At 53.0% G+C, this 15,701-nt stretch carries 15 protein-coding genes and 1 riboswitch; of the genes, 11 read left to right on the forward strand and 4 right to left on the reverse strand.

What is annotated here, in order from left to right:
- Window positions 1–69: 69 nt before the first annotated feature.
- Window positions 70–1,032 carry a transcriptional regulator LeuO gene (gene leuO / locus AC0XWG_RS03535; RefSeq protein ID WP_276321488.1) on the reverse strand — a complete coding sequence of 321 codons (963 nt, stop codon included), beginning with the start codon at window positions 1,030–1,032 and terminating at the stop codon, window positions 70–72.
- A 594-nt stretch (window positions 1,033–1,626) separates the two neighbouring features.
- Here leuO and leuL point away from each other — a divergent pair.
- From leuL to AC0XWG_RS03570, 7 genes are all read left to right on the forward strand, one after another.
- Entirely contained in the window at window positions 1,627–1,713 is an 87-nt protein-coding gene (gene leuL / locus AC0XWG_RS03540; RefSeq protein ID WP_071530973.1) for a leu operon leader peptide, read from the forward strand.
- 91 nt (window positions 1,714–1,804) lie between these two features.
- Window positions 1,805–3,376, forward strand: coding sequence for a 2-isopropylmalate synthase (gene leuA, locus AC0XWG_RS03545; protein ID WP_475680378.1), 1,572 nt, complete (start codon window positions 1,805–1,807; stop codon window positions 3,374–3,376).
- Entirely contained in the window at window positions 3,376–4,467 is a 1,092-nt protein-coding gene (gene leuB / locus AC0XWG_RS03550) for a 3-isopropylmalate dehydrogenase (RefSeq protein WP_028016671.1), read from the forward strand. Before leuA ends, leuB begins: the two co-directional genes overlap by 1 nt.
- A 2-nt stretch (window positions 4,468–4,469) precedes the next feature.
- A complete protein-coding gene (gene leuC, locus AC0XWG_RS03555; protein ID WP_028016670.1) occupies window positions 4,470–5,870 on the forward strand; it encodes a 3-isopropylmalate dehydratase large subunit in 1,401 nt (466 codons plus the stop codon).
- A 10-nt stretch (window positions 5,871–5,880) separates the two neighbouring features.
- The gene (gene leuD / locus AC0XWG_RS03560) at window positions 5,881–6,486 is read left to right on the forward strand and encodes a 3-isopropylmalate dehydratase small subunit (protein WP_028016669.1); all 606 of its coding nucleotides are present in this window, start codon (window positions 5,881–5,883) and stop codon (window positions 6,484–6,486) included.
- A 164-nt stretch (window positions 6,487–6,650) separates the two neighbouring features.
- A complete protein-coding gene (locus AC0XWG_RS03565) occupies window positions 6,651–7,541 on the forward strand; it encodes a cation diffusion facilitator family transporter (protein WP_128348245.1) in 891 nt (296 codons plus the stop codon).
- Window positions 7,542–7,652: 111 nt separating this feature from the next.
- Window positions 7,653–8,234 carry a cytochrome b/b6 domain-containing protein gene (locus AC0XWG_RS03570; RefSeq protein ID WP_049005261.1) on the forward strand — a complete coding sequence of 194 codons (582 nt, stop codon included), beginning with the start codon at window positions 7,653–7,655 and terminating at the stop codon, window positions 8,232–8,234.
- A gap of 46 nt (window positions 8,235–8,280) precedes the next feature.
- On the opposite strand, the gene AC0XWG_RS03575 is transcribed toward AC0XWG_RS03570, so the two are convergent.
- Both AC0XWG_RS03575 and sgrT read right to left on the reverse strand, forming a co-directional pair.
- Entirely contained in the window at window positions 8,281–9,459 is a 1,179-nt protein-coding gene (locus AC0XWG_RS03575) for a sugar efflux transporter (RefSeq protein WP_128348244.1), read from the reverse strand.
- Window positions 9,460–9,579: 120 nt separating this feature from the next.
- Entirely contained in the window at window positions 9,580–9,732 is a 153-nt protein-coding gene (gene sgrT, locus AC0XWG_RS03580) for a glucose uptake inhibitor SgrT (protein ID WP_032666766.1), read from the reverse strand.
- An 88-nt stretch (window positions 9,733–9,820) separates the two neighbouring features.
- Between sgrT and sgrR the strand changes: the two genes are divergently transcribed.
- The 4 genes from sgrR (at window position 9,821) to thiQ (ending at window position 14,893) form a co-directional block, all read left to right on the forward strand.
- Window positions 9,821–11,476, forward strand: coding sequence for an HTH-type transcriptional regulator SgrR (gene sgrR, locus AC0XWG_RS03585; protein ID WP_128348243.1), 1,656 nt, complete (start codon window positions 9,821–9,823; stop codon window positions 11,474–11,476).
- Window positions 11,477–11,512: 36 nt separating this feature from the next.
- A riboswitch (TPP riboswitch) is annotated at window positions 11,513–11,613 on the forward strand.
- A gap of 31 nt (window positions 11,614–11,644) precedes the next feature.
- Window positions 11,645–12,628: a thiamine ABC transporter substrate binding subunit gene (gene thiB / locus AC0XWG_RS03590; RefSeq protein ID WP_128348242.1), complete on the forward strand. Its 984-nt coding sequence runs from the start codon at window positions 11,645–11,647 to the stop codon at window positions 12,626–12,628.
- A complete protein-coding gene (thiP, locus tag AC0XWG_RS03595; RefSeq protein WP_028016663.1) occupies window positions 12,604–14,214 on the forward strand; it encodes a thiamine/thiamine pyrophosphate ABC transporter permease ThiP in 1,611 nt (536 codons plus the stop codon). Before thiB ends, thiP begins: the two co-directional genes overlap by 25 nt.
- Window positions 14,198–14,893 carry a thiamine ABC transporter ATP-binding protein ThiQ gene (thiQ, locus tag AC0XWG_RS03600; protein WP_108089556.1) on the forward strand — a complete coding sequence of 232 codons (696 nt, stop codon included), beginning with the start codon at window positions 14,198–14,200 and terminating at the stop codon, window positions 14,891–14,893. Before thiP ends, thiQ begins: the two co-directional genes overlap by 17 nt.
- Here thiQ and AC0XWG_RS03605 read toward each other — a convergent pair.
- Entirely contained in the window at window positions 14,890–15,657 is a 768-nt protein-coding gene (locus AC0XWG_RS03605; RefSeq protein WP_128348240.1) for a DedA family protein, read from the reverse strand. The two genes, thiQ and AC0XWG_RS03605, sit on opposite strands and share 4 nt — an antisense overlap.
- Window positions 15,658–15,701 lie beyond the last annotated feature (44 nt).

Below are 15,701 nucleotides of genomic sequence, written 5' to 3' on the forward strand. Positions count from 1 at the left end.
ATAAAATATCAATAATCAAAATGAAGTCAGGATAAATCACATATATCGATGCAATTTACCCTGATGCGTTTACCGGCGGCAAATGCTAATAAGCAACTCTTCCATCCACTGATGTCCTTTGTCACGCCCCGCAGCTTCATGCCAGGAAAGATAACAGGTACGGCTATTCAGCTTGAGCGGCAGTGGCAATATTTGCAGATTTAACGGGTCGGAAAACTCTTCTGCCAGCCAACGCGGCGCAATAGCGACCAGCTGAGTCTGTGAGACAACGTTTAATACGCTAACCATTGCCATCCCCTGATAAGCCACGCTGGCCTGTTTATCAACGGAGTCATACCACGGCAGACTAAAGGAAGCATATCTGTCGAGTGTTACAACGGCGTGCTGTTCACTATAAACATCACTTTCTCGTAGAGGAGAATTCAGCCGTGGGTGTTTTTTACTGGCAACTAAAACCATTTCATCCTTAAACAGCGGCACGCAGGAGAATTCAGGTCGACGGAATTCTTCATATCCCAGAACAAATTCCGTCTCCTGATAGCGTAACTGATGTTCTGTGTTTTGATTTAAGGATGACTTAAAAACAAGGTTGATATTCGGCGCAATTTCTTCAACCTTATTATAAATAATCGAGGTTAAATAATTATCTAATGGGCTACAGACACAAAGATGGAATACTCGCTCACTGCTTAAGGGTTCAAAGCCGGACCCCGGCAGCTCATTTTGAACCAGCTGTAATGCCTGCCGGATAGAACCGAATAACTGGAATGCGCGCGCCGTGGGTTGGATCCCGCGCCCATAACGAACAAATAATTCGTCGTTAAACATGACCTTAAGTCTGGCAACGGCATTACTCACGGCAGGTTGTGACATCCCCAGCGCTTGTGCCGCGCGGGTAATATTCTGTTCCTGCATGACAGCATCAAACACCGTCAGAAGATTAAGATCCACCGTGCGTAATTGCGGTTTAATCCCATCAGAAGTTTGAGGTTGTTTAATATTATTTTCTGGCACTTCAGACTCCACTGTCACGCTACACTCCCTTTGCCAAGGTACGATAATAATCCCGGAAAATATGATTTATCATGCAAATACGATTAGCAAAAGAGAATTATTTAAAATTCGGAATATATAAAGATGATGCAAAGACTAAAAAAACAAAAGATCGCAAAAATGATACACTTAACTTTATGCCAGGAATGAAACCATAAACCAAACCAATATACAATCACCATAAAGTTAATGATGACTTAAGTATTATTAAACTGTTAACGCCATTCATCTACAGTTGGTTAACAACCTGTTATCTCCATTGGCATTTCAACGGCATCAAAAACATTCACCAAACCCATAACTTAATGATATTAAAATAATTTAAGCATAATGCATTCACTGCGACGTGTTTTACTCAATTTATACCAATTATATTTATTTGTTTCTGCAATCTGTTTTTCAAGTCCAAAATTAGACAATTAGTCTGGTCATGAAAGTAAAATCCAGCACAATTAGCTAATGCAGGCATCTTGCCTGTTACGCCCTTCAGGTCCGTTTTTATCGTCAGGGGTTGACATGAAAGGCCGTATCCAGTACCACTAAAAGCATATTGAATTTAACGGAGCACGATTCATGATTCGCACCATTCGTTTCACCGGTCTACTACTACTAAACGCATCCACTGTGCGCGGTAGACTGGCGGGCGAAATTCAGCGTTGAATCGTCACCAGTAAGACTAAAAACCCGCGCCACTGCGCGGGTTTTTTTATGCTCGTAGCAAGGCGCCCTAAGACTGACAAGGACCTAACCCATGAGCCAGCAAGTCATTATTTTCGATACCACATTACGTGACGGTGAACAGGCGTTGCAGGCAAGCCTGAGTGTAAAAGAGAAACTGCAGATCGCGTTGGCTCTCGAACGTATGGGCGTCGACGTGATGGAGGTGGGTTTCCCTGTCTCGTCTCCGGGTGATTTCGAATCCGTCCAGACCATTGCGCGTACCATTAAAAACAGCCGCGTATGTGGTCTGGCGCGCTGCATAGAGAAAGATATCGACGTCGCGGCTGAGTCACTGAAAGTTGCCGAAGCCTTCCGCATTCATACCTTTATTGCTACTTCACCGATGCATATCGCAACCAAATTGCGCAGCACCCTGGATGAAGTGATTGAACGCGCGGTGTACATGGTGAAGCGCGCACGCAACTACACCGATGACGTTGAATTCTCCTGTGAGGATGCAGGCCGTACGCCGATTGAAGACCTGGCGCGTGTGGTTGAAGCCGCAATCAACGCCGGTGCCAAAACCATCAACATCCCGGACACCGTCGGTTACACCATGCCTTTTGAGTTCTCCAACATCATCACTGGCCTGTATGAGCGCGTACCGAATATTGATAAAGCTATTATCTCTGTTCATACCCATGATGATTTGGGTCTGGCCGTTGGCAATGCTATAGCCGCGGTACACGCCGGCGCGCGTCAGGTTGAAGGCGCGATGAACGGTATCGGTGAACGTGCGGGCAACTGTTCGCTGGAAGAAGTGATTATGGCGATTAAAGTGCGCAAAGACATTATGAACGTGCACACCCGCATCAATCACAACGAAATCTGGCGCACCAGCCAGACCGTCAGCCAGATTTGCAACATGCCTATTCCGGCCAACAAAGCGATTGTTGGTACTGGCGCCTTCGCGCACTCCTCCGGTATTCACCAGGATGGCGTCCTGAAGAACCGTGAAAACTACGAAATCATGACTCCGGAATCGATCGGTCTGAACCAGGTGCAGTTGAACCTGACTTCGCGTTCCGGTCGTGCCGCAGTAAAACACCGTATGGAAGAGATGGGTTATCAGGACAGCGATTACAACATGGATCAGTTGTACGACGCATTCCTGAAACTGGCCGACAAAAAAGGTCAGGTGTTCGACTATGACCTGGAAGCGCTGGCCTTTATTAACAAGCAGCAGGAAGAACCAGAGCACTTCCGTCTGGATTACTTCAACGTGCAGTCAGGCTCCAGCGATATCGCAACCGCCTCGGTCAAACTGGCCTGTGGTGATGAAATTAAAGCGGAAGCCGCGAACGGCAATGGTCCTGTCGATGCCATCTATCAGGCGATCAATCGCGTTACCGAATACGACGTTGAGCTGGTGAAATATGACCTGACGGCAAAAGGTCATGGCAAAGATGCGCTGGGCCAGGTCGACATTGTTGTCACTCACAATGGCCGCCGTTTCCATGGTGTAGGTCTGGCAACCGATATTGTTGAATCCTCCGCGAAAGCGATGGTGCATGTTCTGAACAACATCTGGCGCGCCGCTGAAGTCGAAAAAGAGTTGCAACGCAAAGCTCAGAATAAAGAGAACAAAAAGGAAACCGTGTAATGTCGAAGAATTACCATATTGCTGTGTTGCCGGGTGACGGTATTGGCCCGGAAGTGATGGCACAGGCGCTGAAAGTACTGGAAGCCGTTCGTTCGCGTTTTGCGATGAAAATCACCACCAGCCACTACGATGTAGGCGGCATTGCGATTGATAATCACGGGACGCCGTTGCCAAAAGCGACCGTCGAAGGCTGCGAAAATGCCGATGCCGTGCTGTTTGGTTCAGTCGGTGGTCCAAAATGGGAACACCTGCCACCGGCAGAACAGCCAGAACGTGGCGCACTGCTGCCGCTGCGTAAGCATTTCAAGCTGTTCAGCAACCTGCGTCCGGCGAAGCTGTATCAGGGTCTGGAAGAGTTCTGCCCGCTTCGTGCCGATATCGCAGCTAACGGTTTCGACATTCTGTGCGTGCGTGAACTGACCGGCGGCATCTATTTTGGTCAGCCAAAAGGCCGCGAAGGCAGTGGCCAGCATGAAAAAGCGTTTGATACCGAGGTGTATCACCGTTTTGAAATCGAACGTATCGCCCACATCGCTTTTGAGTCTGCGCGCAAACGCCGCCATAAAGTGACCTCCATTGATAAAGCGAACGTGCTGCAGTCATCCATTCTGTGGCGTGAGATCGTCGGCGAAGTCGCTAAGCAGTACCCGGACGTCGCGCTGTCTCATATGTACATCGACAACGCGACCATGCAGCTCATTAAAGATCCGTCCCAGTTTGACGTGCTGCTGTGCTCCAACCTGTTCGGCGATATCCTCTCTGACGAATGCGCAATGATCACCGGCTCCATGGGCATGCTGCCATCCGCAAGCCTGAATGAAGAAGGTTTTGGTCTGTACGAACCGGCGGGCGGTTCCGCACCGGATATTGCAGGCAAAAACATTGCTAACCCGATTGCGCAGATCCTCTCCCTGGCTCTGCTGCTGCGTTACAGCCTGGATGCAGGCGATGCAGCAACCGCAATTGAAAACGCCATTAACCGGGCGTTAGAAGAAGGCGTCCGTACCGGTGATTTAGCACGCGGCACGGCGGCAGTCAGTACCGATGAAATGGGCGACATCATTGCCCGCTATGTCGCTGAAGGGGTGTAATCATGGCAAAGACCTTATATGAAAAGTTGTTTGATGCGCACGTTGTTTACGAAGCACCAAACGAAACCCCGCTGCTGTACATCGACCGTCACCTGGTGCACGAAGTGACCTCTCCTCAGGCATTCGACGGACTGCGCGCGCACAAGCGCCCGGTGCGTCAGCCGGGTAAAACCTTCGCGACCATGGATCACAACGTCTCCACCCAGACCAAAGACATCAACGCGTCAGGTGAGATGGCACGTATCCAGATGCAGGAATTGATTAAGAACTGCAACGAGTTTGGCGTTGAACTGTACGATCTGAACCACCCGTACCAGGGCATCGTCCACGTAATGGGCCCTGAGCAAGGGATTACCCTGCCGGGGATGACCATCGTCTGCGGTGACTCCCATACCGCGACCCACGGCGCGTTCGGCGCACTGGCCTTCGGTATTGGTACCTCTGAAGTTGAACACGTGCTGGCCACGCAGACCCTGAAGCAGGGTCGTGCCAAAACCATGAAGATTGAAGTGAAGGGTAAAGCCGCTCCGGGTATCACGGCAAAAGACATCGTGCTGGCGATTATTGGCAAAACCGGCAGTGCAGGCGGCACCGGTCACGTAGTGGAATTCTGCGGCGAGGCCATCCAGGCGTTGAGTATGGAAGGCCGTATGACCCTGTGCAACATGGCCATTGAGATGGGTGCCAAAGCCGGTCTGGTTGCGCCAGACGAAACCACCTTCAGCTATGTGAAGGGTCGTCTGCATGCCCCGAAAGGAGATAATTTTGACGAAGCCGTCGCGTACTGGAAAACCCTGAAAACTGACGATGGGGCAACCTTTGATACAGTTGTCACGCTGCAGGCAGAGGAGATTGCGCCTCAGGTGACCTGGGGAACCAACCCGGGCCAGGTGATTTCTGTCAACGACGCCATTCCCGATCCGGCCTCTTTCGCAGATCCGGTCGAGCGCGCCAGTGCGGAAAAAGCGCTGGCTTACATGGGGCTGAAACCTGGCGTTCCATTGACCGACGTAACCATTGATAAAGTATTTATTGGCTCCTGCACCAACTCCCGTATCGAAGACTTGCGCGCTGCCGCCGAGATTGCCAAAGGTCGTAAAGTGGCACCTGGCGTACAGGCACTGGTAGTTCCGGGATCCGGCCCGGTAAAAGCCCAGGCCGAAGCCGAAGGTCTGGATAAGATCTTTATCGAAGCAGGTTTCGAGTGGCGCCTGCCGGGTTGCTCCATGTGTCTGGCCATGAACAATGACCGCCTGAATCCAGGCGAGCGCTGCGCCTCCACCAGCAACCGTAACTTTGAAGGCCGTCAGGGCCGCGGTGGGCGTACCCATCTGGTCAGCCCGGCAATGGCCGCCGCTGCGGCAGTCACCGGCCATTTCGCCGACATTCGCAGCCTGAAATAAGGAGACAATCATGGCAGAGAAATTTACCCAACATACGGGCCTGGTTGTCCCTCTGGACGCCGCTAACGTCGATACCGACGCGATCATTCCTAAGCAGTTTTTGCAGAAGGTCACCCGCACTGGATTTGGCGCCCATCTGTTTAACGACTGGCGTTTCCTGGATGACAAAGGCGAAGTCCCTAACCCGGAATTCGTTCTGAACTTCCCGGAATATAAAGGCGCATCGATCCTGCTGGCGCGGGAAAACTTTGGCTGCGGATCATCACGTGAGCACGCTCCGTGGGCTCTGACCGACTACGGGTTTAAAGTGGTTATCGCCCCAAGTTTCGCGGATATCTTTTACGGCAACAGTTTCAACAACCAGCTTTTGCCGGTCACACTGAAGGACGAGCAGGTCGACGAGTTATTCGCTCTGGTTCAGGCAAATCCAGGTATTTCGTTTGAGGTGGATCTGGAAGCAGAAGTCGTGAAAGCCGGTGATAAGACCTATAGCTTCAGCATTGATGCGTTCCGTCGTCACTGCATGCTGAACGGTCTCGACAGCATTGGTTTAACACTCCAGCACGAAGCGGCAATTGCAACTTACGAACACAAACAGCCTGCGTTTATGAAGTAAACCTCTGGCCTGCAGTTTATTCTGCAGGCCTCGCTTTATTCCCTTACCCACCACTCCTGACACGCCGTTTTCGAAAAAATATCCGCTAATGACATTATATTTAATGTCAATTTAATAATGCCTGCGCAAGATAATCTAAAAGTTGGCTTACAGCGGAAATATAAATGGAAAATCAAAATAGCAATGAGTCTCACCTCCGTTCTCAAGAAATACATAAATGCACATTGGTTAGCGTGGTAATAAATATATTACTTACTGGTTTTCAAATCGTTGCAGGACTATTTTCCGGCTCGCAAGGGCTAATTGCTGATGGGATTCATTCTCTTTCCGATTTATCTTCTGATTTTGTCGTTCTGATTGCGAACAAGAAAAGCCAGAAAGCCTCAGATATCGATCATCATTATGGTCACCTTCGCTTCGAAAACGGAGCAAAGCTCATTATTGGTGCTATTTTGCTGCTTGTGGGCATTGGAATGCTCTGGTCGGCGGGCAATAAACTGCTCAACCCTGAGACGCACCAGACAGTGAAAGGAGCCGCGCTATGGGTAGCGATACTGGCTTTAGTGATTAAGGAAAGTCTGTTCAGATACATGCTTGCAACGGGAAAACGCATCCAGTCCTCACTACTGATAGCTAATGCCTGGCATGCCCGTTCTGACGCGGCTTCATCCGTGGTTGTCGCCATTGGTATAGCCGGGAATTTAATGGGCTTTCACTCTATGGACCTGGTTGCAGCCCTGATTGTCGGGATGTTCATCGCTCATATGGGATACAAATTCTCTGCTGACGCGCTGCACGACCTGATGGATCGTTCGCTTGAACCTGACCTTGAGCGCGACATCAAAACGTGTTTGCTCGAAACCGAAGGTGTCGCCGGGATCCATGACTTAAAAACCCGCAAGATGGGCGACTTAGCCCTTGTCGATGTTCATCTTGAAGTCGACGGAGAATTAAGCGTAAAAGAAGGACATGAAATTGCCGTGAAGGCCAGAAACAACGTGATGCAAAAATTTAATGTGCTTAATGTTATGACGCATATTGATCCGGCACACTAAAATAGTGTGGATGATTACGGTGTGATGCATTTTATTTATCGTTAAGGTTTCGTTAATTAATCTGCGTCACACTCCATCGCATCAGCTCTCTCATCATTGAGGTAAAAAGCGATGAATCCAACAATACGCGATACGCTTCCCCATAAAGAAACCCCTTTTCTTCGCATACTGCACATTCTTGTTGCAGTACTGGTGCTGGCCCAGATTATTAATTCCAACTTTACTGAAAGCGAAGCACTTGGTGAATCGGGTCTGAACGCGATTGTCACCTGGGTTCATGTTATTTCAGGCTTTGGTTTAATTTTTTGCGGTATTGCCATGATGGCATGGATGTTAACCCAGCGCGGATTTAAGTATTACTTCGCGTGGCTGGCACTGGACTTCAGCGGAATCGTTGATGATATTCGCACTCTCTTGCAACGTCAGCTTCCTGATGCTCACGCTGGCGGTATGGCGGCAACAGTGCAAGGCTTAGGTGTACTGGCTCTGCTCGGCGTTGCACTCTGCGGAGCGGTATGGTTCGTGCTGAACGCCACGCTCGGACCGGTTTCATCCGTCACGGAATCCGTCTTAGATTTGCATAAATTCCTGACGGTCTTTATTGAGACCTACTTCTGGGCACACGGATTTATGGGTCTCGTGCATATGTACCTGACTTTACGCGCACAGCGTAAATATCAGTATTCGGAATAGAAAGGTTTGCGGAGCCCGGAGACCCGGGCTCCGCTCATTCATCCGATCACACGTCTTTTACGCGGCAGGTCAGCCCAAGCGTAACCAACGAAATCGCCGCAATCATCCAGTAGACCGACGCATGTCCATAGCTTTGCGACAGCGCCCCCTGAATCACCCCCGCCAGAATCACCCCGGTGGAAATACTGTTGGTAAAAAGCGTGGTCGCCGAGCCCGCACGGCCAGGCATTAAATCCTGGAACCAGAGCATGCCTATTCCGGCAACAATCCCAATAAACACAGCGTTAAATAGCTGTAGCGCCAGCAGCGCTTCCCGCGAGTGGAAGAAGATCAGCCCCACGTAGAACATCACCCCGGCAGCCACCGCAATGACCATCATCCTGCGTTTACCAAAACGCTTCACGTAATACCCGGCCAGAATCATCGCCGGAATTTCCAACCCGGCCGCGGTTCCCATTAAGATCCCCGCGAGCTTATCCGGCAGCCCCAGGGAGCTGCTGATCCACAGCGGCATGTCGATGATATACATCGTGTTGCAGGTCCACATCAGCGTGGAGGCGATAAATAGCATGCGGACATTTTTGTCCTGCCAGCCGCTCACCTGAGTAATGGGTTTGTCCGTTGTCTGCTCGACGCGCGCCACAGACGGCAGCGCGAAAGCAATCAACACAAGGCTTATTGCAAAAATGCCTGCCGCAATGGAGAACATGGCGGTAAAGCCGTAATTCAATGCCAGCATGAAGGCCAGAGGCGGGCCAATAACCCACGCCAGGGAAAGCTGAGCACGCATCACCGAACTGAACATCACCACTTCCCGCGCGGAATTGTCGGCATACTCACGCGCCAGTGCGAACAGCTGCGGCATGGCGGTATTGGCCAGTGACGCCAGCAGCACGCCGCAGGTGATAAGCGTCAGATAATGACGATTAAAGGCAAAGAGTAACGCATTGCCAACGGCCATCGCGCAGCAAAAGAGGATCAGTTTACGGCGATCGCCATGGCTGTCCGATCGTTTTGCCAGCCCCAGGCTGACCAGAATCCCGGCAATGGCGTTGACGGTATAAAACAGGCCAACCCAGAACGGCTGCGCCCCTACCTCCCGGCTGAGAAACAGACTCAGCGTCGGCGCCTGTAGCGCCCCCGCAACGCCCATCATAAAGGACACCAGCATAAAAGCGGCGTAGACGCCATTCAGGCGTCGCCCCATTGTCATCAACCAGAGCATGCGAAAATCCTTGTGAAAGCGAATCGAAATTGGGTGAAAGAATAAACGAAAAAAGCCAGCAAAAACATTTTGCTGGCGGGTGATAAGCACCAATACTCAGTCACACATGATCGAGGCGAGTCAGCGAGAAGAGGTCGCTTTCGTAACGTCCCACTGCATCAGGTCTTCCAGAATTTTCAGCCGTTGCTCTGCACACTGGCGGGCCAGCCAGGACGTTCCTTTTGTCGCTGAAAAATAGTGCTGATAAAACTGACGTGCGGTAGACCTCTTCATAATTTACCTCCTCACTTCATCGGGAACTATTATTGGCTTAATATAGGGATTAATAAATTGCTGATTATTTGTCAGGAGTTCCTCTTTTATGCCTTCCGGTCGACTGCAACAACAATTTATCCGCCTCTGGCAGTGCTGTGAGGGGCAATCGAAGGAGACCACGCTGAACGAGCTGGCTGACCTGCTCAGCTGTTCTCGCCGTCATATGCGTACCCTGCTTAACACCATGCAACAGCAAGGCTGGTTGAGCTGGGAAGCAGAAGCGGGTCGCGGCAAACGCTCGCGTCTGACCTTTCTCTATACCGGGTTAGCGCTACAGCAGCAGCGTGCAGAAGATTTGCTGGAGCAGGATCGCATCGATCAGCTGGTGCAGCTGGTCGGCGACAAAGCGGCCGTACGCCAGATGCTGGTTTCACATCTCGGGCGCAGTTTTCGTCAGGGCCGACACATCCTGCGGGTGCTCTACTATCGGCCAATGAAAAATCTGTTACCCGGCACGGCGTTGCGTCGCTCTGAAACCCATATGGCCCGACAAATCTTCAGCGGCCTGACGCGCATAAATGAGGAAAATGGGGAACTGGAAGCAGATATTGCGCACCACTGGCAGCAACTTTCCCCGCTTCACTGGCGCTTTTTTTTACGCCCTGGCATCCACTTTCACCACGGCCGCGAGCTGGAGATGAGCGACGTCATTGATTCTCTTCAGCGCGCGCGCACACTTCCTCTGTATGCCCATGTCTCGCGGATCCACTCCCCGACAGCATGGACCGTTGACATCGAACTGTCCGAGCCAGACCAGTGGTTGCCGTGGCTAATGGGCTATGTTCCGTCGATGATCCTGCCGCGCGAATGGGCATCTCTGCCTCATTTTGCCAGCCAGCCCGTAGGGACAGGCCCTTACGCAGTGACGCGCAATACCAGCAACCAGCTTAAAATTCGCGCCTTTGACGACTACTTTGGCTATCGCGCGCTGATCGATGAAGTCAACGTCTGGGTTCTGCCTGACATCAGCGAAGAGTTGAGCTGCGGCTTAACGCTGGAAGGGCCAACCGAGGGGGAAAAAGCGGTTGAAAGCCGTCTTGAAGAAGGCTGCTATTACCTGCTGTTTGACGCTCGCAGCCATCGTGGCGCCAGTCGCGAGGTGCGCAGGTGGGTTAGCCACGTTCTCTCTCCGGCTAACCTTATCTATCAGGCAGAAGAACAATACCAGACATACTGGTTCCCGGCATACGGCCTGCTCCCTCGCTGGCATCACGCCCGACCGGTTCACGGTGAAAAGCCTGCCGGGCTGGAGTCGATCACGTTGACCTATTACCGTGATCATGTGGAACACCGCTTTATCGCCCGGATCATGAGCAAACTGCTGGCTGCTGAAGGCGTTCATCTCGACATTCAGGAGGTCGATTATGATGAATGGCACCGCGGAGATATCGTCAGTGATATCTGGCTGAACAGCGCCAACTTCACCCTACCGCTCGATTTCTCGCTGTTCTCTCACCTGTATGAAGTGCCGCTGATCCAGCACTGCATCGAACGCGACTGGCAGCAGGATGCCGCCCGGTGGCGAGCAGGTGAGATGAACCTGGCCTCGTGGTGTCAGCAACTGCTCGCGCAGCAGGCGATTGTGCCGCTGATCCATCACTGGCTGATGATTCAGGGTCAGCGCAGTATGCGCGGCCTGCGGATGAACACCTTAGGCTGGTTTGATTTTAAATCCGCCTGGTTTGCCCCGCCGGAGCCATAACGCTTTCGCAATATTCACCAAATCATTACAATAGCGCCGTTCTCAACGGGGTGCTGCATCACTGATGTGCGCTGAGATAATACCCGTCGAACCTGATCCGGATAACGCCGGCGAAGGGATTTGAGGCTGTTGCTCAAAATCCTTTGCCACTCAACCCTGAGGTGCAAAGTGTTAAAAAAAGTTCTCCCCCTGCTGGCGCTGTTCGCGCTGCCTGCTATTGCGAAGCCCGTTCTGACGGTCTACACCTACGACTCCTTCTCTGCTGACTGGGGCCCAGGCCCGGTGGTGAAAAAAGCCTTTGAAGCGGACTGTAACTGTGAATTGAAATTCGTGGCGCTGGAAGATGGCGTCTCACTGCTCAACCGCCTGCGTATGGAAGGGAAAAACAGTAAAGCCGATGTGGTGCTGGGGCTGGATAACAACCTGCTGGAGGCCGCCTCGCAGACCAAACTGTTTGCCAAAAGTGGCGTAGCTGCAGATGCCGTCAACGTTCCGGGCGGCTGGAAAAATGACACTTTCGTTCCGTTCGACTACGGCTACTTTGCCTTTGTTTACGACAAAAACAAGCTGAAGAACCCGCCGAAAAGCCTGAAAGAGCTGGTGGAAGGCGATCAGAAATGGCGCGTCATTTATGAAGACCCTCGCACCAGCACTCCGGGTCTGGGTCTGCTGCTGTGGATGCAGAAAGTCTATGGGGATAAAGCGCCGGAAGCATGGCAGAAACTGGCCGCCAAAACCGTCACCGTGACTAAAGGCTGGAGTGAAGCCTACGGCCTGTTCCTGAAAGGTGAAAGCGACCTGGTACTGAGTTACACCACCTCCCCGGCCTACCACATTATCGCCGAGAAGAAAGACAACTATGCCGCGGCCAATTTCGCTGAAGGTCATTACCTGCAGGTGGAAGTGGCTGCGCGTACCGCGGCCAGCAAACAGCCAGAACTTGCCGAGAAGTTCCTGAAATTTATGGTTTCACCGGCATTCCAGAATGCCATTCCGGCGGGTAACTGGATGTATCCCGTGACCAACGTAGCGCTGCCAGCAGGTTTCGAGCAGCTGACCAAACCGCAAACTTCTCTGGAGTTTACGCCGCACCAGGTCGCTTCGCAGCGTGCAGCATGGGTAAGTGAATGGCAACGCGCCGTCAGCCGCTAATTCCCGGCTGGTTAATTCCTGGGCTGCTCGCCGCCATGCTGATGGTGGCGGTCAGCCTGGGCGCTTTTCTTGCATTGTGGTTGAACGCGCCAGAGAGTGACCTGCTCTCCCTCTGGCACGACAGCTATCTCTGGCACGTTATCCGCTTTTCTTTCTGGCAGGCGTTTCTCTCTGCCCTGCTGTCGGTGATCCCCGCCATTTTCCTTGCTCGTGCGCTTTATCGCAGGCGTTTCCCCGGCAGGCAGGCGCTGCTGCGCCTGTGCGCCATGACGCTGATCCTGCCCGTGCTGGTAGCCGTGTTTGGCATTCTGAGCGTTTATGGTCGTCAGGGCTGGCTGGCTTCACTGTTCGGCCTGCTCGGTCTGGAGTGGCATTTCTCGCCATACGGGCTTCAGGGCATCCTGCTGGCGCACGTCTTTTTCAATATGCCGATGGCGACACGGCTCTTTTTACAGGCGCTGGAAAATATCCCCGGAGAGCAACGCCAGCTTGCGGCACAGCTGGGCATGCGCGGCTGGTCTTTCTTCCGCTTTGTTGAGTGGCCGTGGCTGCGCCGCCAAATCCCGCCAGTTGCCGCGCTGATCTTCATGCTCTGCTTTGCCAGCTTTGCTACCGTGCTTTCACTGGGGGGCGGACCGCAGGCAACAACCATTGAGCTGGCAATCTATCAGGCGCTGAGTTACGACTACGATCCTGGTCGGGCTGCGCTGCTGGCGATAGTTCAGATGGTGTGCTGTCTTGTACTGGTGCTGCTGAGCCAGCGTCTGAGTAAAGCCATTCCGCCGGGCAGTAACCAGATAACAGGCTGGCGCGATCCCCAGGATAGCCTGCGTAGCCGTATCACCGATATTTCGCTTATTACGCTGGCGCTGCTGCTGATGCTGCCGCCGCTGATGGCCGTTATCGTCGATGGCCTGAACCTCAATCTCCTGTCCGTGTTGCAGCAGTCTGTGCTCTGGCAAGCGACCTGGACTTCACTGCGCATTGCGCTGGCCGCCGGGTTGCTGTGCGTCATACTGACCATGATGCTGCTGTGGAGCAGTCGCGAGCTTTATGCCTGCCATGCCCGTAAAGCCGGACAGGCGCTGGAGCTAACGGGTATGCTGATCCTGGCCATGCCAGGCATTGTACTGGCGACGGGATTCTTTTTACTTTTCAACAGTACCGTGGGTCTGCCGGAAAGTGCCGACGGCATTGTGATATTTACCAATGCCCTGATGGCGATCCCTTATGCTCTGAAGGTACTGGAAAACCCGATGCGCGACGTTAATAGCCGCTACGCTCTGCTGTGTCAGTCACTTGGCATTCAGGGCTGGCAACGGCTGAGAGTGGTCGAACTGCGGGCACTAAAACGCCCGCTGGCACAGGCGCTGGCTTTCGCCTGCGTGCTCTCAATCGGTGATTTTGGCGTGGTCGCGCTCTTCGGCAATGAAGATTTCCGCACGCTGCCATATTGGCTGTACCAGCAGATCGGCTCCTACCGTAGCCAGGATGGCGCCGTCACGGCACTCTTGCTGCTGCTACTCTGCTTTGCCTTATTTACCGTTATCGAAAAACTTCCGGGGCGTGATGTTAAAACTGATTGATGTAACCTGGCTCTACCAGCACCTGCCAATGCGCTTCACGCTTTCTGCCCGCCAGGGAGAGATGATTGCGGTTCTGGGCCCAAGTGGAGCAGGAAAAAGCACGTTGCTCAATCTGATAGCCGGGTTTCTGCAACCGGCAAGCGGGTCAATAATGATTGAAAACCACGATCATACCCGCACGCCACCCGCCCGGCGTCCGGTGTCGATGCTGTTTCAGGAAAATAATCTTTTCACCCATCTTACCGTACGGCAGAACATCGCCCTGGGGATGGATCCGGGGTTAAAACTGAACGATACCCAGCGCCAGAAGCTGGAGCTTATTGCCGGGCAGATGGGGATCACCGGGTTTATCGACCGTCTGCCAGGGGAGCTTTCCGGCGGTCAGCGCCAGCGTGTCGCGCTGGCGCGTTGTCTGGTACGCGAGCAGCCTGTTCTGTTGCTGGACGAGCCCTTCTCTGCACTCGACCCGGCGCTGCGCCAGGAGATGCTGGCTCTGGTACAGGAGGTCTGCCAGCGTCAGAAGCTCACCATGTTGATGGTATCGCACAGCATTGAGGATGCCGCGAGGATTGCTCCGCGATCGGTGGTGATCGCGGAGGGTCGCATTTTATGGGATGGCGAAACGGAAGCACTGGTAAGTGGGAAAGCGAGCGCATCACAGCTTCTGGGTATTGGTTAACGGCTGACGACCTTCAATAAAATCTCGCCATACACCGGCATCAGCGGGTGGCGGATCAACGCCACCAGCGCCACTACGGCTATGCCGAGCGTCAACGGCGCAAGCCACAAAAGGCGCGAGCGAGGCAGGTAGCGCGTCAGACGATCAATATTCGCTTTCGCGCTGTGCCACAGCCGCCAGCACAGCCATGCGGCGATCCACAGCAGCAGAGCGGTCGCCAGCAATAGCCACTTAAACTCACCGCTTTGCATACCATCAGGAATATCAATAGCCGCCCCCGCGAGGATCCCCGGCAGGAAGTAAAACGGCGGCCAGAAGACACAGCCGATAATATTCGGCACAACAAATTTTGTGACCGGAAGATCCAGCATCCCGGCGACCATGGGCACCAGCGGACGCGTCGGCCCGACAAAGCGGCCGACCAGGATGGTGAACATGCTGTGTTGGTGCAGCGCATGTTCGGTTTTATCCAGCAGGGCTTTGTTCTTTTTCATAAACGACCAGCGGTGCAACGGCTTCTTAAAGCGCCAGCCCAGCCAGAAGGAGATCCAGTCGCCCAGCAGGCAGCCGATAATCCCGGCCAGCCACGCCTGCCAGAAGTTGACCTCGCCGCTGCCAATCAGCGCGCCAAGCCCGGCCATCATCACGGTGCCGGGCAGAATTAACCCGACCAGCGCCAGCGATTCCAGAAACGCCACCAGCGCAACGGCGATGAGCGAGTACATAACGGACTGGGTAATAAAGTGTTCCAGCAAAGCCTGCATAACTATTCCGGTCAGAAAACGAATCAGCGATTCTGCTTAGCGCC

It is taken from the genome of Enterobacter sp. DVT3837 (genome assembly GCF_056238685.1).